Below are 19,178 nucleotides of genomic sequence, written 5' to 3'. Positions count from 1 at the left end.
CGCCTTCATCGGCGCGAACGTGCACGTCGGGCCCGAGGCGATCATCGGACCGGGGGCGCGGATCGGGAGCTACTCCCGCATCGGACGCTCGGCCGTGATCGCGACCGGCGCCCGAATCGACCGCGACACCGTGGTGCCCGACGGCGCCCGGAAGGGCATCGACGAGGCGAGCGAGAGCGGCCGCCGCGCGGCCTGACCCCCACGAGCCTGTTCCGCCCGCTCCCCGGAGCGGCGGAATAGGGTCGTTCCATGTTCGAACTCCACCACCTCAGCGCCCAGGAGCAGTGGGACTGGCTGCAGCGCGGAGAGGTCACGCCTCTCGAGCTCGCCGATCACTACCTCGCCCGGATCGAGCGGTGGAACGGGGAGCTGGGCGCCTTCGCCACGGTGACCGCCGATCGGGCGCGGGAGCGGGCGTCAGCGCTCGGCACCGGGCCCGGCACCGCTCCGCTCTGGGGCCTGCCGAGCGGCGACAAGGACCTCTGGCGGCGCGCGGGCGTGCGGACCGCATCCGGATCGCGGCTGCGCGAGCACCACGTGCCCACCGTCTCCGACGAGATCGTCGAGGTGCTCGACGCGGCGGGAGCGGTCAGCCTCGGCAAGACCGCGGCGCCCGAGTTCGGGATGCCCTCCTACACCGAGACGCTGATCGGCCCGCCCGCCGTCACGCCCTGGGACACCCGCCTCGGGGCCGGCGGATCCAGCGGAGGAGCGGCGGTCGCCGTCGCCGCGGGACTGCTGCCGTTCGCCCCCGCCTCGGACGGCGGCGGGTCCATCCGCATCCCCGCCGCGGCCTGCGGCCTGGTGGGACTGAAGCCCTCCCGCGGACGTGTCGCCGCGCTCTCCGGCATCGGCGGAGTCGGCGGCCTGACGGTCGCCGGGCCGATCACCCGCTCGGTCGCCGACGCGGGCCTCCTGCTCGAGGGCATGCTGGAGCGGACGAACGGCCGCCTCCCGCAGCGCTGGTCGCTCGGCGCGCCCGGTGACGGCGACGGCTCGTTCCTCGGCGCCGCGGTGCGCGGAGAGGGGCGCTTCCAGATCGGCGTGCTGACGGACTCGCCCTGGGACGAGGAGTACGAGATCGCTCTCGCTCCGGAGGCGCGCGCCGCGCTGGACGAGGGGATCGCCGCGCTGGCCGCGCTCGGCCACGGGCTCGAGGAGGCGTCGCTCCCCCCGAGCGCCCCGTACCCCGCCGCGTTCCGGACGCTGTGGCAGAGCGGCGCCGCGACCCTGCCCGTCGAGGGCGCGGACCTCGATCTGCTGGAGCCGCTGACCCGCTGGCTGGTGGAGGAGGGACGCCGGCGCTCCGCCCGCGAGATCGTCGGGGCGGCGTCCTGGCTCTCGGGCTACGAGCGCGCGGTGATCGCGGCGTTCTCCGGCGTCGACGCGGTCCTGACGCCGTCGCTGGCGATGACGCCGCGTCCCGTCGGCTGGTACGACCTCGATGATCCCGAGCGCAATTTCCAGCAGCAGTGCCTCTACACGCCGTACACGTCCTTCGTGAACGTGAGCGGCCTCCCCGCGATCACCCTTCCGCTGAGCACCACGGAGGAGGGCCTGCCGATGGGAGTCCAGCTGATCGGGCGACCCGGCGGCGAGGCGACACTGCTGGCGATCGGCGCGCAGCTCGAGCGGCGGGCGCGCTGGCAGAGGCGGCACCCGCCGCAGTGGTGACGGGGGAGGCTGCAGTGGTGACGGGTCCGGGCGCGGCCGCACGGCGGATGGTCAGGGTCCGGCTCTGGTCACTGAGGTAAGCCTTGCCTATACTCGAACACGATGTGCATGTTCGAGGACCGCGACGGCTCCGCGCCGGTCGACGTGAAGCAGTTCCTGATCGCGGGCGACGAGACCGTCGTGCCGTGGATCCAGAGCATCCTCGACGCCCTTCCCGCGAACGCCCGCGGCCAGGTCTTCGTCGAGGTCGACGACGCGCGCGGACTGCCGCCGCTCGCCGCCCCCGGACGGGTCTGCGTCACCTGGCTCGGCCGCTCCGAGCGCTCGGGCGCCCCCGGCACCGGTGAGCGATGCTCCCGCGGAGTCGCACTCGACCGCGCGGTCCGGGCCTGGGTCGGCGAGATGTCGGTCGTCGACGGCGACTACCCGTGGGCCGACGGCCGCCACGACTTCTGCGCCTGGATCGGCGGGGCCGGCCCCGTCGTCGCCGAGCTCGCCGCCGACGTCGAGGCGCGCCTGCGCACCTCCGCCGAGCACGCCGCGCGCTGACCGTCCGCCGGGCGTCCCGGCTGAGTGTTAGGCAAGGCTTACCTTCTGTGCGAGACTGAGGCGATGCCTCCGACGACCGCCGCCCCCGCCCGACCGGCCTACCGGCCGTACCTCGCGACCGTCGCCGCAGCGACCCGGATCGCTCCGCACTTCATCCGCGTGACCCTCACCGGCACCGGCCTCGACCACGTCGGCTGCACCGGCCCCGACCAGCGCATCAAGCTCGTCGTCCCCACCGCAGCCTCCGACGCCCCCGCCTTCCTCGCCTCCGTCTCGGACCCCGACGGACCCGACGGACTCGACCCCGACTGGTACGGCCGCTGGCGACAGCTCCCCGACGAGCTCCGGAACCCGCTCCGCACCTACACCATCCGCGCCGTCCGCCCCGAGGACGCCGAGGTCGACATCGACTTCGCCGCCCACGGCGACACCGGACCGGCCTCCGCCTGGGTCGAGAGCGCCCGCGCCGGCGACCAGATCGTCATCATCGCGCCCGACACGCGCTCCGACCTCCCCGGCGGCGGAGTCGAGTTCCACCCCGGCGCCGCCACCTCCCTCCTCCTCGCCGGCGACGAGACGGCCGTCCCCGCCATCGCCGCGATCCTCGAGAGCCTCGACGACGACACCACCGGAGCCGCGTTCCTCGAGGTCCCCACCGCCCACGACCGCCTCCCGCTCCGCCACCCCGCCGGCGTCCACGTCACCTGGATCGTCCGCGCCCACGCGGCAGCCCCCGGAGCGGCCCTCGGCGACGCGGTCCGCGCCTGGGCCACCCGCTTCCTCACCGCCCACCACCGCGGCGTGGACGTCAGCGACATCGACGTCGACCACGAGATGCTCTGGGAGGTCCCCGACGAGAGCACCGACCCCGGCCTCTACGCCTGGATCGCCGGAGAAGCCGGCGCCGTGAAGCTGATCCGCCGCTGCCTCGTCACCGAGCTCGGACTCGACCGGAAGCGCGTGGCGTTCATGGGGTACTGGCGCCTCGGCCGCCAAGAGTCCAACTGACCCGGAGCGCCGCAGGGCGACGTTCTGCGGCGTTGTCGTCGGGCGCGATACCGCCGGTATCGCTTCCTCCTCCGCCTTGCAGAACGTCGCCCTGCGACGCTCCGGGCGCTGCTCGTAGGGGTGCGGCGCGCCGGGGGCGCGACCGCGGGGGACGGCGCGCCGGGGGCGCGGCCGCGGGGGACGGCGCGCCAGGGGCGCGGCCGCGGAGGACGATGCTGATCGAGTGGACCTCGCAGAGGGCGCCTCGAGAGTCATTGCCGACGGATTTCGCGCGTGATCGAGCGGTCCTCGGGTGCCCGGCGAGTCGGGCGATCGCGCCCGGACATGCTGATCGAGCAGCCCTCGGAGAGGGAGTATCGAGATCCACCCCGACCGATCTCGCGGCTGATCGAGCAGCTCGCGGGCACAGACCGAGTCGGGCGACCGCGCACAGACCTGCTGATCGGGCAGCCCTCGGAGAGGGCGTGTCGAGATCCACCCGACGAGCGCGCCGGGTGCTCCGCGCCGCCCCGGCGTCGAGTCGGCGGCGGCGGGGAGCGGCAGCGGGCTACAGGGTGGGCGAGACGCCCACGAGGCGGCTGGAGAGGGTCCAGAGGTCGTGGGCGAGAGCGCGGTCGCGGGCCTGGGGGTTCAGGGAGCCGTGCGGTGTCAGCTGGTCGAAGTAGGTGCCGCTGGCGGCACCGACATCGGGCTCGGAGGCGAGGGTGATCAGCGGTACCGCACCCGCCTCGGCGGAGATGCCGAAGGAGCCGACCGAGAGGCTCGTCATCAGCTTCATCATCGTGCTGTCGGCACCGAAGCTCGTCGAGACGACGCCCGGGTGGAACGAGTACGCGTCGACCGACGTCGTCAGCAGGCGCTCCGCCAGCTCGCGGATGAAGAGGATCGTCACCAGCTTCGACGTGCCGTAGGCCCGCCAGCCGCCGAGCCACGGACCGCGGCGGTTGTCGAGGTCGTCGAGCCTCAGGCGACCGAAGCGGTTCGCGAGGCTCGCCGTGGAGACGACGCGGACGCCGGCCCGCTCCCTCGAGGTCTCGATCATCCGCGGGAGCAGGAGCCGCGTGAGCAGGAACGGCGCGAGATGGTTGCTCTGGATCGTCCGCTCGTGGCCGTCGACCGTCTCGGCGCGGTGGGAGACGAGCCCGCCCGCGTTGTTCGCCAGCACGTCGATCCGCTCGTAGCGCTCGAGGAGGCCGTCGGCCAGGGCGCGGACGTCGTCGAGCCGGTCGAAGTCGGCCAGGAACGCGTCCCCTCCCACGTCGGCGGCGACCGCGCGGGTGCGCTCGGGGTTCCGCCCGACCACGGCCACGCGGGCACCGGCGGACGCCAGCGCTCCCGCCGCGACCCGGCCGATGCCGGAGCTCGCTCCGGTGAGGACGACGACGCGCCCCGTCATGTCAGTGACCACGGAGATATCCGCCCTTCTCGAGACCGGCTTCGATCTCGAATCGATTGCGCAGCGGATCGCGACCCGCCACCGTGTACGCGAACGGGAACCACATCCCGTAGAGCCGCCACTGCTCCTTGTGCACGGCCTCGTGCTCGAGGACGCTGTCGGAGACGTTGGTGCCCGTGAGGTAGCTCGTGCCGACGCAGGACCCTCCGCGGCCGAACGCCCAGGAGGGCAGACCGGTGAAGACGACGAGGCCGTGGCTGCGCCGGATCGGGCCCGTGCTCCACAGCGCGCCCCAGGCGAGTCCGACCGCGCACGCGAAGAGGTAGCCCGGCCGGGTGATCGCCGGATCCAGGGCCACCATCGCGACGGCTCGACGGAGCGCGCTCACGCGCTGTCGCGTCCGTAGGTCTCGAGCAGCCGCAGCCAGACCTCGCTGATCGTCGGATAGGAGGGGACCGCGTGCCAGAGGCGCGAGAGCGGCACCTCGCCGACGACGGCGATCGTCGCGGAGTGGATCAGCTCTCCGACCTCCTTGCCGACGAAGGTGACGCCGAGGACGACCTTCCGGTCCTCGTCCACGACCATCCGCGCGGTGCCCGTGTAGCCGTCGGCGGCGAGGGCGGCGCCGGCGACCGAGCCGATCTCGTAGTCGACGACGCGGGTGCGGTAGCCGGCCTTCTCGGCGGCCGCGGCGGTCAGGCCGACCGACGCGACCTCGGGGTCGGTGAAGACGACCTGCGGCACGGCCTCGTGGTCCGCGGTCGCGACGTGCGCTCCCCAGGGGGCGTCGTGGACCTCGGCACCGGTGGCGCGAGCGACGATCACGTCGCCTGCCGCACGGGCCTGGTACTTGCCCTGGTGCGTGAGCAGTGCGCGGTGGTTCACGTCGCCCACCCCGTAGAGCCACGGACGCCCGCCGCCGAGGGGAGCACCGTCGCCGCCCAGCACGAGCATCGTGTCGTCGACCGTCAGCGAGGAGCCGGGCTCGAGGCCCACCGTCTCGAGGCCGACGTCGCGGGTGTGCGGGGCGCGGCCGGTCGCGGCGAGCACCTGGTCGGCCTCGATGACGTCGCCGCCCTCGAGCGTCACGGCCACGGTGCCGTCGGACCGGCGCTCGACCGAGACGGGCGAGTCGCCGAGGCGCAGGTCGACGCCGAGCTCCTGGAGCGCCGAGCCGACGAGCTCGCCGGCGAAGGGCTCGAACGGCGCGAGGAGTCCGCTGCGGGCGACGAGCGTGACGGAGGAGCCCATGCCGGCGTAGGCGGTCACCATCTCGGTCGCGACGACTCCGCCGCCGATGACGACGAGGCGCGGCGGCACCTCCTCGGCCGAGGTGGCCTCGCGGCTCGTCCAGGGGGATGCCGCGCGCAGGCCCGGGATGTCGGGGACGACGGCGGTGGTGCCGGTCGCGACGGCGACGGCGGAGCGGGCGCGGAGCACGCGCACCTCGCCGTCGGGTCCGGTCACGGTCACCTCGCGCTCGCCGCTCAGGCGGCCGTGCCCGCGGACGAGCTCGATGCCGGCGCCCTCGAGCCACTGCACCTGGCCGTGGTCGTCGAAGTGGCTGGTGAAGGAGTCGCGGCGGGCCAGGAGCGCGGGCACGTCGACTCCTCCGCTCACCGCTTGCGCCGCGCCGGGGAGATCACGGGCGGCGCGGAGCGCCATCGGCGGCCGCAGCAGCGCCTTCGAGGGCATGCACGCCCAGTAGGAGCACTCGCCCCCGACGAGCTCGCTCTCGACGACGGCCGCGGTGAGGCCGCCCTGGACCGCGCGGTCCGCGAGGTTCTCGCCCACCGGCCCTGCTCCGATGACGATGACGTCGAACTCGTCCGTCGTGCTGCTCATGCTGTCTCCCTGGGGTTCTCGGAGGCGTCGAGCCCCGTCGTGTGTGGGTGCCCGGCGCTCAATGCGCCGGCACGATCTCGGCCCGCCAGCCGTCGTAGCGGCCGCCGTGGCTCTCGACCGCCTCGATCACCTGGCGGAGGAACGCGGTGGTCGACTCCTCGTCGACCGCGGCGTGGTGGCTCGCGACGAGGACCTGCCTCAGCCGAAGCCGCGAGATCGCGATCTGGAAGCCGGAGGCCACGAGGACGCGCCCGGCGCGCCGTGCGGTGCTGCGGCGGGAGAAGACGGCGAAGTGGTCGACCTCGCGCAGCTCCCACACCTGGTCGCCGTAGCGGAGCCGGATCTCGAGCTGCTGCGCGGCGCGCTCCTGCTGCGCCTCGAGGGAGGAGCCGCCGGGCGCCGTGACGGTGGTGCTCTCGTCGCTCATCGTCCGGTGAACTCCGCCGTCGTGCGCTGGAGGAAGGCCTCGGTGCCGATGCGCGCGTCCTCGGACGCCGCGAGACGCGCGAGCGCCCCGGGGAGCGCGGCCGCGGCCTCGGCGTCGGACGCGGCGACCGCGAGCCGGGCACTGGCCAGGGCGGCCTGCACGGCGAGCGGCGCCTGCGCGGCGATCCGGGCGGCCAGACCCCAGGCCGCCTCGGCGACCGTCCCGTCGGGGACGACCTGCTGCACGAGGCCGATGCGGTGGGCCTCCTCGGCGTCGAAGAGGTCGCCGGTGAGGATCCAGCGCATCGCGTCGCCCCAGCCGACGGCGCGGGGGAAGCGCAGCGTCGCTCCGCCGAAGGGCAGGATGCCGCGGGCGACCTCGATCTGGCCGAAGCGGGTGGACCGCTCGGCGAGGACGACGTCGCTCGCGAGCGCGAGCTCGATGCCGAGCGTGAGGCAGGTGCCCTGGAGGCCGATGACCACCGGCTTGCTCACGGGGCGGGTGCGCAGGCCCCACGGGTCGAGACCGCCCTCGGGCACGAAGTCGAGTCCGCCGGAGCCCAGGCGGGGCCCGATGTCGGCGAGGTCGAGCCCGGCCGTGAAGTGCCCGCCCTCGGCGAGGACGACGCCGGCGCGCAGCTCCGGGTCGCGGTCGAGCTCGCCGTACGCGGACGCCAGCTCCGCGAGCAGCCGCAGATCGGCGGCGTTGCGCTTCTCGGGCCGGTCCAGCACGATCGCGAGCACGGTTCCGCGCCGCTCGGTGCGCACGCGCGGTCTCTCGTCGCTCATCGTTCCTCCGCTCGGTCGCGTCCGACCATCTTGCCGGGTGCCGCCGACACGCGCTCGGGCTTGCGCGCCGATGGCAGGGCTCTCTCAGGCCCCGCGGGACAGAGCGCCGAGGAGGCGGAGGATCGTGGGCAGGTCGTCCTCGGCCGCGGTCGGCGACGACGGGGCGAACGAGGTGACGCCGGCGCCCGCGAGCGGGAAGCGGGACCGGAGGGCGTCGAGGCTCGCGACGAGGCGCGACGCGGGCACGCCGAAGGGCACCGGGTCGAACAGCCCGGCGAGATCGGCGGGGTCGAGCACGTCCAGGTCGAGGTGCACGTAGACGGAGGCGGCACCGGTCGCCTCGACCGCCGCGACGAGCGACTCCGGGTCGAGGGCTTCCGCGGTCAGCACCGCGGCCCCCCGCTCGACCAGCGGCTCGAGCTCGCCGTCGTCGGCGGAGCGGACACCGGCGAGGACGACGCGCTCGTCGGCCACCCGCTCCTCGGCGCCCGCGCTCAGGAGGCCGACGCCGCGGCCCAGCGCGGCCGAGAGGACCATGCCGCAGAAGGCGCCGCTGGGGGAGGACTCGGGAGTGTGCGCGTCCGGGTGGGCGTCGAGCCAGACCAGCGCGACCGGGCCCGGTGCCGAGCGCACGGCGTGCCCGATCGCCGCGAACTCGACGCCGCAGTCGCCGCCGATCGTGATCACGGGACCGGTGCGGCCCGAGAGGGCCTCGCGCACCCGCTCGGCGACGGTGGCGACCGAGGCGTAGCGGCGGATGCCGGTGTCCTGAGCGTCGCCCGCCTCGGCGGGGATGTCGAGGGTCGTGGTGGCGGAGGAGGGCAGATCGCCCCGGATCGCCTCGGCTCCGTCGACGAGGCGCATCGCGCGCGTCGACGCCGAGCCCTGCCACTGGGGGACGACGAGGAAGGAGGCCATGTCCCTCACTATGGCACGCGCGCCGCTGCCGGGTGCCTGCGTCCTCAGGCCGCGGGCAGGCCTCCGGGGACGGCCGCGGGGCGGAGCGACGGGGGTGCGCCGTCGAGGTCGACCAGGGCCTCGTCGAGTGCGGAGCGGGCGCGGTCGGCGGCAGCGCGGGCCTCGTCCAGAGCGCCGGCCGGATCGCCTGCCGCACGGCGCACCGCGGTGTCCAGCTGCCCGAGCGTCTCCTCGGCGAGGATCCGGGGTGCCGCGGTGATGCGCTCGCCGTGCACGGCGGCCAGGAGCAGCACCGACTCGGCACCGAGCCGGGCCGCGGTGCGCGCCGCCTCGAACAGCAGGAGCTGGCGCTCGGCCTGGGCGCGCGGCTCGCGGTATCCGGAGACGACGGCGTCCAGAGCGGAGTCGGCGTCGAGCAGCAGGACCAGCAGCGCGGCAGGATCGTGGCGGGCGCCGGCCGACCGGGCGTCGTCGGCGTCGAGGAGGAGCGACCGTGCCGCGGCGCACGCGACGGCCACGTCGGCGGCGGAGGCGAGCTGCGCCGAGGTGCGCAGGTCCGAGAGGGTGGCGGCCCGCTCCAGGTCGTCCCGCACGGAGCGCTCGACGCCGCTCAGCTGCACCTCGGCGCGGGTCACGAGCCCGACCAGCGAGTCGACCGCGTCGAGCAGGGCGCCGGGATCGGGGGAGCCGCCGGCGGCGACGTGCTCGACGGCCTCGCGCAGCGGTCGGACCCGGCGCTCGGGAGTGGTCCCGGCGAGGACGGAGACCTCGGAGCGCGCCTGCTGCACGCGCTCCGGGAGGGACGGGCTCGGCGAGGTCACTCCGTGATCGTACGGCCGGAGTGTGACACCGCGTGACACGGCGGTTCGACCAGCGGCGGCGGCGTGCCCAGGATGGAGTCATGACCCGCTCGCTCGCCATCGTCGAGGTCGCCCGCGTGCGACCGGGCCGCGAGGAGTACCACGCCTACGTGCAGATCCTGAACGGCCGCATCCTCGCCCTCGCGCACGAGCGCGGCTGGCGGGCGGAGCGCTTCGCCGCCGAGGAGCTGGGCACGGAGGAGCTGCTGGCGTGCACGGCGGGGGCGGACGCCCTCGTCCTCGCGGGCGGCGAGGACATCGCTCCCGAGCAGTACGGCGCCGACCGCGGCTACCCGGCCGAGGGCCCCCACGCGGAGCGCGCGGATGCCGCCCAGATCGCGCTGGTGCACCGGGCGCTGGCCCGCCGGACGCCGCTGCTGGGCATCTGCCGCGGCCTGCAGATCGTCAACGTCGCGCTCGGCGGCACGCTGGTGCAGGACCTGGGGCCGGAGGCGGAGCACGTCAACGCGGCGGCCCCTGCTCACCAGCGCATGCACCGGCACGAGGTCGGGCTCGCGGCGGGCTCCGTGCTCGGCGGGCTCTTCGGATCCGAGGCGCTCGCGGTGCAGAGCGCGCACCACCAGGCGGTCGACCTGCTCGCTCCGGGGCTGCGGGTCGTCGCCCGGGCGGAGGACGGCGTGATCGAGGCCGTCGAGCACGTCGCGGCCCCCCTCGTGGGTGTGCAGTGGCATCCCGAGGACCCGGACGCTCCCGCCGGTCAGCTGGCGACGCTGCTCGACGGGCTGGCGCTCGCCGCCGCCCGCGGGGAGTTCGCGCTGCCCGTCGCCGCCTGAGCGGCCGGGGCTCCCCGCGGGCGACCGGCCTCAGCGGGCCAGTCGGGCCATCCACGCCTCGATGTCGTCGGCCGAGCGCGGGATGCCGGCCGAGAGGTTCTCGGCGCCGTCGGAGGTGACGAGCACGTCGTCCTCGATCCGGACGCCGATGCCGCGCAGCTCCTCCGGGACCGTGAGGTCGTCGGGCTGGAAGTAGAGGCCGGGCTCGATGGTGAAGACCATGCCCTCCTCGACCAGTCCGTCGAGGTACATCTCGCGCCGTGCGCGGGCGCAGTCGTGCACGTCGAGTCCGAGGTGGTGGCTGGTGCCGTGGACCATGTAGCGGCGGTGCTGCTGGTTGTCGGCCTCGAGCGCCTCCTCGGCGCTGACCGGCAGCAGGCCCCACTCGGCGGTGCGCCGCGCGATGACGGCCATCGCCGCGGCGTGAACCTCGCGGAAGCGGATGCCGGGGCGGACGATCGCGAACGCGGCGTCGGCCGCCTCCCGCACCGTCTCGTGAACCTGGCGCTGGGCGTCCGTGTAGCGGCCGTCCACCGGGAAGGTGCGCGTGATGTCGGCGGTGTAGTAGCTGTCCTGCTCGACGCCGGCGTCCAGCAGCACCAGCTGGCCGGGGCGCACCGGCCCGTCGTTGCGCGTCCAGTGCAGGATGCAGGCGTGGGGGCCCGCCGCGGCGATGGTGTCGTAGCCGACCGCGTTGCCGTCGGCGCGCGCGCGTCCGTTGAAGACGCCCTCGATCAGGCGCTCGCCCTTCTCGTGGGCGATGATGCGCGGCAGGTCGGAGAGGACGTCCTCGAAGCCGCGGCCCGTCGCGTCGACGGCGGCGCGCAGCTCGGCGATCTCGTAGGCGTCCTTGACCAGGCGGAGCTCGGCGATGTCGCGCTCGAGCGCCGCGTCGCGGTCCGCCCGCTCGTCGGCCTCGACCGCGTCGAGACGGCCGGTCACCGCCGGGTCGGCCTCGCGCAGCACGGCGAGGGGGACGCCGTCGTGCGCGTCGAGGACCGCGTCGAGCTCGGCGATCCCGCGGGTGGCGAGGCCGAGATCGCTCGCGACCTGCGCGAGCGACGGACGCGGCCCGATCCAGAACTCGCCGATCTCGGGGTTCGCGTAGAACTCGTCGGAGTCGCGGCCCGCGCGCTCGCGGAAGTAGAGCGTCGCGCTGTGGCCGGACCCGGCGGGCTCGAGGACGAGGACCGCGCCGGGCTCGGAGTCGGAGCCCCAGCCGGTGAGCCAGGTGAAGGCCGAGTGCGCACGGAACGGGTAGTCGGTGTCGTTCGCGCGCTGCTTGAGGCGGCCCGCCGGGACGACGATGCGCACGCCGGTGTGCAGCGCGGAGAGGCGCTCGCGGCGGGAGGCGGCGAAGGACGCCTGCTCGCGCGGAGCAGGCAGCGGCTCCTCCCGCTCGGCCCAGCCGGACGCGATGAAGTCGCGGAAGCGGTCGGAGGCGGGGGTCGTCGAGCGGTTCGCGGTGGCGCGGGGGCGCGGGGCGGCGGCGGGGTCGGGCGTCTGAGCGGCGGTCCGCTCCTCCGTGTTCGTCATGACTCCCATTGTCCTCCTCCGCACGGCCGCGGGGGCCGCCACGGGCCGGGCGGGGGAGGAGGACGGGGAGTCGGCGTCGGGGAGGAACGTCAGGACGCGTCCTTCACCATCCCGCGGACCGAGAGCTGGACGACCAGCGGCCGGTGGTCGCTCCCGGCGTCGTCGCGGTCGTCGACGACCTGGTAGCCCGAGACCTCCCAGCGTCCGGAGAAGAGGACGTGGTCGATCGGGGCGCCGAGCGCGGGCGGGACCGAGGACGGCCAGGTGCCCAGGGCGGCGCCGCCCGCGACGGTCCCCGCGTCGCGGCAGCCGCCCAGCGCGGCCGAGCCCGGCAGCCCGGTCCAGTGGTCGACCGTGGAGTTCAGATCGCCGAGGACCACGACGTCCTCCTCCGCGGAGCAGAGCGCGGAGACCGAGAGCAGATCGCTCCGCCACTCCGCGAGGCGCGAGGGGATCGGCGCCATGGTGTGCACCGCGGCGAGGACGGGGCGCTCGGGAGTGTCGGGGCGTGCGACGAGGGACGGTGTCGATCCGGTGACGACCGCGGCGGTGTCGACGCTGTAGCCGCCGAGCGAGGGGGAGAGCAGCAGGGCCGCCCCGTCGTCGGCGCCCGACCCGGCGTAGTGGAGGGTCATCGACATCCCCTGGGCGCTGAGCGCGTTCACGACGTCCTGCGCGTGCGTCTGCGAGACCTCGAGGAGGGCGATGCCGTCGACCGCGCTCTCCCGGGCGAGCGAGGCGATCGTGTCGACGGGCACGCCGTCGTGCAGCACGTTCCAGGTCGCGAGGCGCACGTCGGCGAGGCGGTGGGCGCGCGGAGCGGCGGAGTCGTAGCCCCGCGCTCCCTGCACTCCCGCGAGCACGAGCGCGAAGACGACGCCGAGCGCCGCGAGGGCCAGCGCGAGGCGCCTGACCGGAGCGACGAGGACCGCGATCACGACCAGGACAGCGGCGAGCCCGACGGCCGCCGCGCCCGTCGCGAGCCGGAACGGCACCAGCTGGGCGAAGGGGGCCTCCCGGGCGATCCCGAAGAAGCCGGGCGCCGCGACCACCAGCAGAGCGATCGCCACGATCACCGCCACCGCGGTCTTCACCAGTCTCGTCCCCATCGCCGCCCAGGCTACTAGGGCATCGGAGGGCTCGCAGGCGGCGCGTCTACGATGAGCGCATGCATGTCGACGGGGGCCGTTACGACCTCCACACCCACTCCGTCGTCTCCGACGGCACCGAGGCTCCGGCCGTCCTGGTGCGGGCCGCGGCCGCGGCCGGGCTCGCCGGAGTGGCGCTCACCGACCACGACACGACCGGCGGCTGGGCCGAGGCGCTCGCCGCGGCCGAGGAGGCGGGCATCGACCTGCTGCCCGGCATGGAGCTCTCCTCCCGCGTCGGCTGGGCCAGCGTCCACGTCCTCGCGTACCTCGTCGATCCGGCGGATCCGGGGCTCGTGGCCGAGACCGCGCGCATCCGCTCGGCCCGCACGCACCGCGCGGAGGCGATCGTCACCGCGATCGCGGCCGACTACGACCTCACCTGGGACGACGTCCTCGCCCAGACCAGCCCGGGCACGACCATCGGGCGTCCGCACATCGCCGACGCGCTCGTCGCCCGCGGCCTGGCCACCGACCGCTCCGCGGCCTTCGCGGGGATCCTCGACTGGCGCGGCGGCTACTACCGCCCGCACTACGCGCCCGACCCGGTCGACGCCGTGCGCCTGGTCCGCGCGGCGGGCGGGGTCCCGGTCATCGCGCACCCGGCCGCGAGCGCCCGCGGGATCGCGGTCCAGTCGATCCTCCCCCAGCTCGTCGACGCCGGCCTGTTCGGCCTCGAGGTCGAGCACCGCGAGAACACGGCCGACGGCAAGCGCCGCCTGCGCGAGCTCGCCGAGCAGTACTCGCTCGTCACCACGGGCTCGAGCGACTACCACGGCACGGGCAAGCCCAACCGCCTGGGCGAGAACACGACCGCGCGCGCGACCGTCGACGCGATCCGCTCCTCAGCCCGCTGAGTCGCGGAGAGCCGCTGACAGGCGGAGAGCCGCCGGATCACCGTGACCGCTGAGGGGCGGAGAGCCGCTGAGTCGCGTGGGGACACCGCTGAGTCGCGGGAGAGCCGCTGAGACGCCGGGAGCCCGCCCTCCCGCGACGGATCGCGGGGGGACGGGCTCGGGGCGCGGAGGCTCAGGCCTGCGCGTCGGGGCGCGGCGAGCGGCGGCGCGACCGGGTGCGGCGGCGCGGCTCGCTGTTGCCGTCGTGGTGCTCCTTGCTCTCGCTCGAGGGAGCGGGGCCGGTCTGCTGCGGAGCGGTCGAGTCGGCGGAGTCGGAGCGGGTGCGGCGACGCGGCGGCCGGTCGCCCCGCTCGGAGCGCTCGCCGCGGTCGGAGCGCTCGCCCCGGTCCGGGCGCGCGTCGGCCTTCGCCTCGGCGGGGATCGGGGTCGGCTTCAGCCGTCCCTTGGTCCCCGCGGGGATGTCGAGGTCGGTGTAGAGGTGCGGCGACGACGAGTAGGTCTCGACCGGGTCGGGCTGGCCGAACTCCAGCGCCCGGTTGATGAGGGCCCACTTGTGCAGGTCCTCCCAGTCGACGAAGGTCACCGCGATGCCGGTCTTGCCCGCGCGCCCGGTGCGGCCGACGCGGTGCAGGTAGGTCTGGTCGTCGTCCGGGATCGTGTGGTTGATCACGTGGGTGACGTCGTTCACGTCGATGCCGCGCGCGGCGACGTCGGTGGCGATCAGGATGTCCTTCTTGCCGGCCTTGAACGCCGCCATCGCGCGCTCGCGCTGCTCCTGGTTGAGGTCTCCGTGCACGGCCGCCGCGTTGAAGCCGCGGTCGTTGAGCTCCTCGACGATGCGGGCCGCGGCGCGCTTCGTGCGGGTGAAGATGACGGTCTTGCCGCGGCCCTCGGACTGCAGGATGCGCGCGATGACCTCGTCCTTGTCGAGCGAGTGCGCCCGGTAGACGATGTGCTTGATGTTCGCCTGCGTGATGCCCTCGTCGGGGTCGGTCGCGCGGATGTGGATGGGCTTGTTCATGAAGCGGCGCGCGAGCGCGACGATCGCGCCCGGCATCGTCGCCGAGAAGAGCATGGTGTGGCGGGTGGGCGGCGTCTGCGCGAACAGCTTCTCGATGTCCGAGAGGAAGCCCAGGTCGAGCATCTTGTCGGCCTCGTCGAGGACCATCACCTGCACGTTGGCGAGCGAGAGCAGGCGCTGCCCGGCGAGGTCCAGGAGGCGGCCGGGGGTGCCGACGACGATCTGCGCGCCGGCCTTCAGCTGCTCGATCTGGCCCTCGTAGGCCTTGCCGCCGTAGATCGAGACGATCTTGGTCGGCCGGTTGGAGGCGGCCAGCTCGATGTCCTCGGTGACCTGCACGGCGAGCTCGCGGGTCGGGACGACGATGAGCGCCTTGACGCCCGGCTCCGGGTCGGTGCCGAGGGCCTGGATGAGGGGGAGGCCGAAGCCGAAGGTCTTGCCGGTGCCGGTCTTGGCCTGGCCGATGATGTCCTGCTTCTGCAGGGCCAGGGGGATCGTCTGCTCCTGGATGGGGAACGGCTCGAGGATGCCCTTGGCGGCGAGTGCGGCGACGATGTCGTCGTCGATGTTCAGATCGGAGAAAGTCACGGAGTGAAGCGCCTGTCGTGTCGAACGGTCTACGCCCCTGTACGACTCCGGGCGCAGGGTCACCGATCCAGCGCCGGTGACATCCCGGCGAGTCTACTGCTCCCGGCCCCGCCGGCCCCGGAACCCCGCTCCTCCGGCGCCCTATGCTGAGGAAATGGCTGCCTGGTTCCGACGTCGACGTCCCCTGCTCGAGGTGCCCCGCCTGACGCCCCGCGGGGAGTCGAGCCAGAAGCGCGACCGCGTCGACCTCGCCGACCTCACCCCCGAGGTGCTGCCCTATCTCGGCCAGGTCGCCTACCTCCAGCTCGCGGTGTTCGAGGTGCTGGCGCGCGCCGTCGCCGAGACCGACGACCTCGCGGACAAGGAGGCCATCTCCTCCGCCGCCGGCACGGCTCTCGCGAAGCACCACGCCGTCGTCGCCGAGCTGCGCCGCCGCGACGTGGAGCCCGGCGAGGCCATGGCGCCGTTCCGCCCCGCGATCGACACCTTCGAGCGGCTCACCCGCGGCGCGGACCTCCACGAGACGCTGCTCTCGGCGTACATCACGGCGGGCCTGCTCGACGACTTCTTCATCCGCCTCACCGGCGGGCTGCCCACCGACGTGGGGCCGCGCATCGCGCAGACGCTCGGCGCGGACACGGGCGTCGACGGCGTGATCGCGATCCTCCGCCGCGAGATCGCCGCGGACGAGCGCCTGGGCTCGCGCCTGGCCGTCTGGGGCCGCCGCCTGGTGGGCGACACCCTCCTCGTGGCGCGCTCCGCACTGATGGGCTCGGGCAACCACGACTCCGACGAGTCGCGGATAGAGCCGGTGTTCACCGAGCTCATCGCCTCGCACACGCGCCGGATGGACGCGCTGGGGCTCACGGCCTGACGGTTCCCGGCGTCGCACTGCCCCGGAATCCGGAACGACGGAGGCGCGGAAGTCCGAGGACTCCCGCGCCTCAGGCTCGGATCAGGGGGCGACGCGTCCCGAGAGCATCGCCTGCAGGGAGGCCTCGTCGCGGCGGGCGCGGCTGCGCCCGAGCGAGAGGCCGACCGGGGCGACGACCACGGCGGTCGCGACGAGGGACAGGACCCAGATCAGGCCGCCGTCCCACGGCAGGCCCGCCCAGGTCAGCGCGACCCAGACGACTGCGGCGACGAGGCCGCCGATCGCCGGGACCAGCACGGAGCCGTGCAGGTGCCGGTGCGGCAGCCCGTAGCGCGCGGCGAGACCGATCAGGACCCCGAACAGGGTGATGAAGAGGAGCTCCACGACGTGTCCGCCCGGGACGCTCTAGGCGACGAAGCCGACGCGGCGCGACTCCTCGGAGCCGACCTCGACGAAGGCGATGGTGGCGGTCGGGACGATGTAGATCTTGCCCTTCTCGTCGCGGAGGCGGAGGACGGCGGTGCCGGCCTCGAGAGCGGTGGTCACCGTCTTCTCGACCTCGGTCACGGACATCGACGACTCGAAGTTGAGCTCGCGCGGGGTGTTGACCATTCCAATACGGATTTCCACCAGCAGTGCCTTTCGGGAGGGGACGAGGGTGTCAGGATACGGGACCGCGCTCGGACGACCGCGCCGGTTTCGCGGTGAGCGGAGCGGGCGGCCGGGGCTCCCGGCGGGGACGGGCGGGAGTGTCGGACCCGGTGGCTACCGTGGTCGTGTGACCGCTCCCGCGACCCCCGCTCCCTCCACCGCAGCCTCCGTCGGCGAGGCGCTCCCGGGCGAGCCCGCGGTCGTGCTGGACGACTCCCAGCGCGCGGTGCTCGCGCTGCCCGAGGGCCGCAGCGCCGCCGTGCTCGGGGCGCCGGGGACGGGCAAGACCACGACGGTCGTCGAGCTGGTCGCCGAGCGCGTCCTCGAGCGGGGGTACCCGCCCGAGTCGGTCGTGGTGCTCGCGGCCAGCCGCACCGCCGCCACCGCCCTGCGCGACGTGCTCGCCCTGCGGCTGGGAGTGCCGACCCGGGGCCCGCTCGCCCGGACCGCGACCTCGCTCGCGTTCGAGGCGGTCACCTCCTCCGCCAAGGAGCGCGGCCTCGAGCGGCCGACCCTCCTGACCGGCGGCGAGCAGGACGCCCTCCTCTCGGAGCTCGTCGAGGGCCACCTCGAGGAGGGGACCGGCCCGCGGTGGCCGGAGGAGTTCAGCCCCGAGGTGCTGCGGCTGCGGACCTTCCGGACCGAGCTCCGCGAGTTCGGGATGCGGGCGACCGAGCACGGGCTCGACTCGGACGCGATCCGCGCCCTCGGGGTCGACGCCGAGCGCGGCGAGTGGAGCGCGGCGGCCGACGTGCTCGACGAGCTGCGCGAGGTGGTCGAGTGGATGGCGCCCCAGGCGGGGACCCGCCTGGACGCGGCGGAGTTCGCGGCCTACGCGGCCGAGGCGATCCGCGCGGGCGAGGGCGGCGAGCGGATCGACGCGCTGCGTCTCGTCGTCGTCGACGACCTCCAGGAGGCGAGCGAGTCGACGCTCGTGCTGCTGCGGGCGCTGACGGAGCGCGGGGTGACCGTGATCGCGCTGGGCGACCCGGACGTGGCGACCAGCGCCTACCGCGGCGCGGCCTCCGACACGCTCGGCCGGTTCGCCGCGAGCATCGGCGCGTCCGACGTCGAGACTCTGGTGCTCGCGCGCGTGCACCGCCACTCGGCCGCGCTGCGGGCGGTCGTGTCGGCGGCCACCGAGCGGATCGGCACCGCGGCGGCCGGCCGGCAGCGGGCGGCGGTCGCGGCTCCGGCCCCCGAGGCGGGCCCGGCGCCCGTCCTGGTGCTGCACGCCCCGACGGCGGCGCGGGAGGCGGCGACGGTGGCGCGGCTGCTGCGCGAGCGGCGGCTGCGCGACGGAGTGCCGTGGCGGCGGATGGCGGTCGTCGTCCGCTCCGGAGCCGCGGTCCAGCCGCTGGTGAAGGCGCTCGCGGTGGCGGAGGTGCCGACCCGCTCCGTGCTCGCCGGACGGGCGCTGCGCGACGATCACGCGGCCCGGGCGCTGCTCGTGCTGGTCGGCGTCGCGATCGGCGAGCGGCCCCTCGATGCGGAACTCGCGGCGGAGCTGCTGCTCGGCCCTTTCGGCGGGGTCGACCGGCTGGGGCTGCGCAGGCTCCGGCTCGCGCTCCGGGCGGAGGAGCTGGCCGGCGGCGGCATCCGCGCGAGCGACCCGCTGCTGGTCGAGGCCCTCGCCGCGCCCGGCCGATTCGCGACCATCGACTCCGCTCCCGCCCGGCAGGCCGAGCGGCTGGCCGTGACGATCGACCGGGTCCGCCGCCTGCACGAGGAGGGGGGCTCGATCGAGGAGCTCCTGTGGTCGGCGTGGGAGTCCAGCCGCGTCGCGTCCTCCTGGCGCGAGCTCGCCCTCGGCACCGGCCTGACCGCCGCCGAGGCCAACCGCAACCTCGACGGCGTGGTCGCCCTCTTCAGCGCCGCGCGCCGGTTCGTGGAGCGGGCGACCGGGCACTCCGCGATCGGCTTCGTCACCGAGATCCTCGAGGCGGAGGTCCCCGAGGACACTCTCGCTCCGCGCTCCGTCGAGGACGCGGTCCTCATCGGCACGCCCTCCTCCGTCGTCGGCCTGGAGTTCGACGTCGTGGTGGTGGCGCGGCTGCAGGACGGCGTCTGGCCCAACCTCCGCCAGCGCGGCTCGCTGCTCGATCCGGACGGCCTGCTGCGGCACGCCCGCGGCGAGGGCGGACTGCCGCTCGACGCCCGCAAGGCCACTCTCGACGACGAGCTCCGGATGTTCGCCCTGGCCGCCTCCCGCGCCCGGCGGCAGCTCGTGCTCAGCGCCGTCGC

At 74.8% G+C, this 19,178-nt stretch carries 19 protein-coding genes and 1 pseudogene; 8 read left to right on the top strand and 12 right to left on the bottom strand.

The genetic code is table 11. From position 1 onward, the window contains the following. The 4 genes and pseudogenes from C5C74_RS14695 to C5C74_RS14680 all read left to right on the top strand — a co-directional run. Nucleotides 1-196, top strand: a pseudogene (locus C5C74_RS14695) (hypothetical protein); the annotation flags it as partial. A gap of 53 nt (nt 197-249) precedes the next feature. Beyond that, complete coding sequence (locus tag C5C74_RS14690; protein ID WP_104351787.1) at nt 250-1,674, top strand: amidase; 1,425 nt, start codon at nt 250-252, stop codon at nt 1,672-1,674. Between the two features lie 102 nt (nt 1,675-1,776). Then, complete coding sequence (locus C5C74_RS14685; protein WP_104227425.1) at nt 1,777-2,223, top strand: SIP domain-containing protein; 447 nt, start codon at nt 1,777-1,779, stop codon at nt 2,221-2,223. A gap of 63 nt (nt 2,224-2,286) precedes the next feature. Further along, nucleotides 2,287-3,231 carry a siderophore-interacting protein gene (locus C5C74_RS14680; protein ID WP_104351786.1) on the top strand — a complete coding sequence of 315 codons (945 nt, stop codon included), beginning with the start codon at nt 2,287-2,289 and terminating at the stop codon, nt 3,229-3,231. A gap of 547 nt (nt 3,232-3,778) precedes the next feature. On the opposite strand, the gene C5C74_RS14675 is transcribed toward C5C74_RS14680, so the two are convergent. The 7 genes from C5C74_RS14675 to C5C74_RS14645 form a co-directional block, all read right to left on the bottom strand. Next, nucleotides 3,779-4,639, bottom strand: coding sequence for an SDR family NAD(P)-dependent oxidoreductase (locus tag C5C74_RS14675; protein WP_244230659.1), 861 nt, complete (start codon nt 4,637-4,639; stop codon nt 3,779-3,781). Further along, nucleotides 4,629-4,988 (bottom strand): Fe-S oxidoreductase, encoded by a 360-nt coding sequence (locus C5C74_RS14670; protein ID WP_104273845.1) that lies wholly within the window; start codon nt 4,986-4,988, stop codon nt 4,629-4,631. The genes C5C74_RS14675 and C5C74_RS14670 overlap by 11 nt, the downstream gene beginning before the upstream one ends. Before the next feature lie 23 nt (nt 4,989-5,011). Then, nucleotides 5,012-6,472 (bottom strand): NAD(P)/FAD-dependent oxidoreductase, encoded by a 1,461-nt coding sequence (locus C5C74_RS14665; protein ID WP_104351785.1) that lies wholly within the window; start codon nt 6,470-6,472, stop codon nt 5,012-5,014. 58 nt (nt 6,473-6,530) lie between these two features. Next, the gene (locus tag C5C74_RS14660; protein ID WP_104225032.1) at nt 6,531-6,899 is read right to left on the bottom strand and encodes a ribonuclease E inhibitor RraB; all 369 of its coding nucleotides are present in this window, start codon (nt 6,897-6,899) and stop codon (nt 6,531-6,533) included. Continuing rightward, nucleotides 6,896-7,687: a crotonase/enoyl-CoA hydratase family protein gene (locus tag C5C74_RS14655; RefSeq protein ID WP_104225033.1), complete on the bottom strand. Its 792-nt coding sequence runs from the start codon at nt 7,685-7,687 to the stop codon at nt 6,896-6,898. The genes C5C74_RS14660 and C5C74_RS14655 overlap by 4 nt, the downstream gene beginning before the upstream one ends. Nucleotides 7,688-7,771: 84 nt before the next feature. Next, on the bottom strand, nt 7,772-8,605 hold the full coding sequence (locus C5C74_RS14650; RefSeq protein WP_104308155.1) for an arginase family protein: 834 nt from the start codon (nt 8,603-8,605) through the stop codon (nt 7,772-7,774). Nucleotides 8,606-8,649: 44 nt separating this feature from the next. Further along, nucleotides 8,650-9,426 carry a hypothetical protein gene (locus C5C74_RS14645; protein ID WP_104239623.1) on the bottom strand — a complete coding sequence of 259 codons (777 nt, stop codon included), beginning with the start codon at nt 9,424-9,426 and terminating at the stop codon, nt 8,650-8,652. Between the two features lie 80 nt (nt 9,427-9,506). Between C5C74_RS14645 and C5C74_RS14640 the strand changes: the two genes are divergently transcribed. Then, a complete protein-coding gene (locus C5C74_RS14640; protein ID WP_104351784.1) occupies nt 9,507-10,259 on the top strand; it encodes a gamma-glutamyl-gamma-aminobutyrate hydrolase family protein in 753 nt (250 codons plus the stop codon). A gap of 30 nt (nt 10,260-10,289) precedes the next feature. Here C5C74_RS14640 and C5C74_RS14635 read toward each other — a convergent pair whose 3' ends face one another. Then, complete coding sequence (locus C5C74_RS14635; protein ID WP_258064188.1) at nt 10,290-11,795, bottom strand: aminopeptidase P family protein; 1,506 nt, start codon at nt 11,793-11,795, stop codon at nt 10,290-10,292. A gap of 89 nt (nt 11,796-11,884) precedes the next feature. Beyond that, nucleotides 11,885-12,904: an endonuclease/exonuclease/phosphatase family protein gene (locus tag C5C74_RS14630; protein WP_104256196.1), complete on the bottom strand. Its 1,020-nt coding sequence runs from the start codon at nt 12,902-12,904 to the stop codon at nt 11,885-11,887. A gap of 59 nt (nt 12,905-12,963) precedes the next feature. Here C5C74_RS14630 and C5C74_RS14625 point away from each other — a divergent pair, with 59 nt between their 5' ends. Beyond that, complete coding sequence (locus tag C5C74_RS14625; protein WP_104351783.1) at nt 12,964-13,800, top strand: PHP domain-containing protein; 837 nt, start codon at nt 12,964-12,966, stop codon at nt 13,798-13,800. A gap of 172 nt (nt 13,801-13,972) precedes the next feature. On the opposite strand, the gene C5C74_RS14620 is transcribed toward C5C74_RS14625, so the two are convergent. Next, entirely contained in the window at nt 13,973-15,409 is a 1,437-nt protein-coding gene (locus C5C74_RS14620; RefSeq protein ID WP_104224844.1) for a DEAD/DEAH box helicase, read from the bottom strand. A 154-nt stretch (nt 15,410-15,563) separates the two neighbouring features. Between C5C74_RS14620 and C5C74_RS14615 the strand changes: the two genes are divergently transcribed. Further along, nucleotides 15,564-16,283, top strand: coding sequence for a ferritin-like fold-containing protein (locus C5C74_RS14615; RefSeq protein WP_104247820.1), 720 nt, complete (start codon nt 15,564-15,566; stop codon nt 16,281-16,283). Nucleotides 16,284-16,364: 81 nt separating this feature from the next. Here the strand turns inward: C5C74_RS14615 and C5C74_RS14610 are convergent, their stop codons facing one another. Then, the gene (locus C5C74_RS14610; protein WP_104319229.1) at nt 16,365-16,667 is read right to left on the bottom strand and encodes a hypothetical protein; all 303 of its coding nucleotides are present in this window, start codon (nt 16,665-16,667) and stop codon (nt 16,365-16,367) included. 21 nt (nt 16,668-16,688) lie between these two features. Beyond that, nucleotides 16,689-16,913, bottom strand: a complete 225-nt coding sequence (locus C5C74_RS14605) for a DUF3107 domain-containing protein (RefSeq protein ID WP_104224841.1) — start codon at nt 16,911-16,913, stop codon at nt 16,689-16,691. A 148-nt stretch (nt 16,914-17,061) separates the two neighbouring features. Here C5C74_RS14605 and C5C74_RS14600 point away from each other — a divergent pair. Beyond that, on the top strand, nt 17,062-19,178 hold a 2,117-nt coding region (locus C5C74_RS14600), incomplete at its 3' end, for a UvrD-helicase domain-containing protein (RefSeq protein WP_181134714.1).

It is taken from the genome of Rathayibacter sp. AY1E8 (genome assembly GCF_002931415.1).
In the GTDB taxonomy this organism is placed as follows: domain Bacteria; phylum Actinomycetota; class Actinomycetes; order Actinomycetales; family Microbacteriaceae; genus Rathayibacter.
Note: the sequence above shows the minus strand (reverse complement) of the source record. Positions and strands in the feature narration are given on the sequence as shown.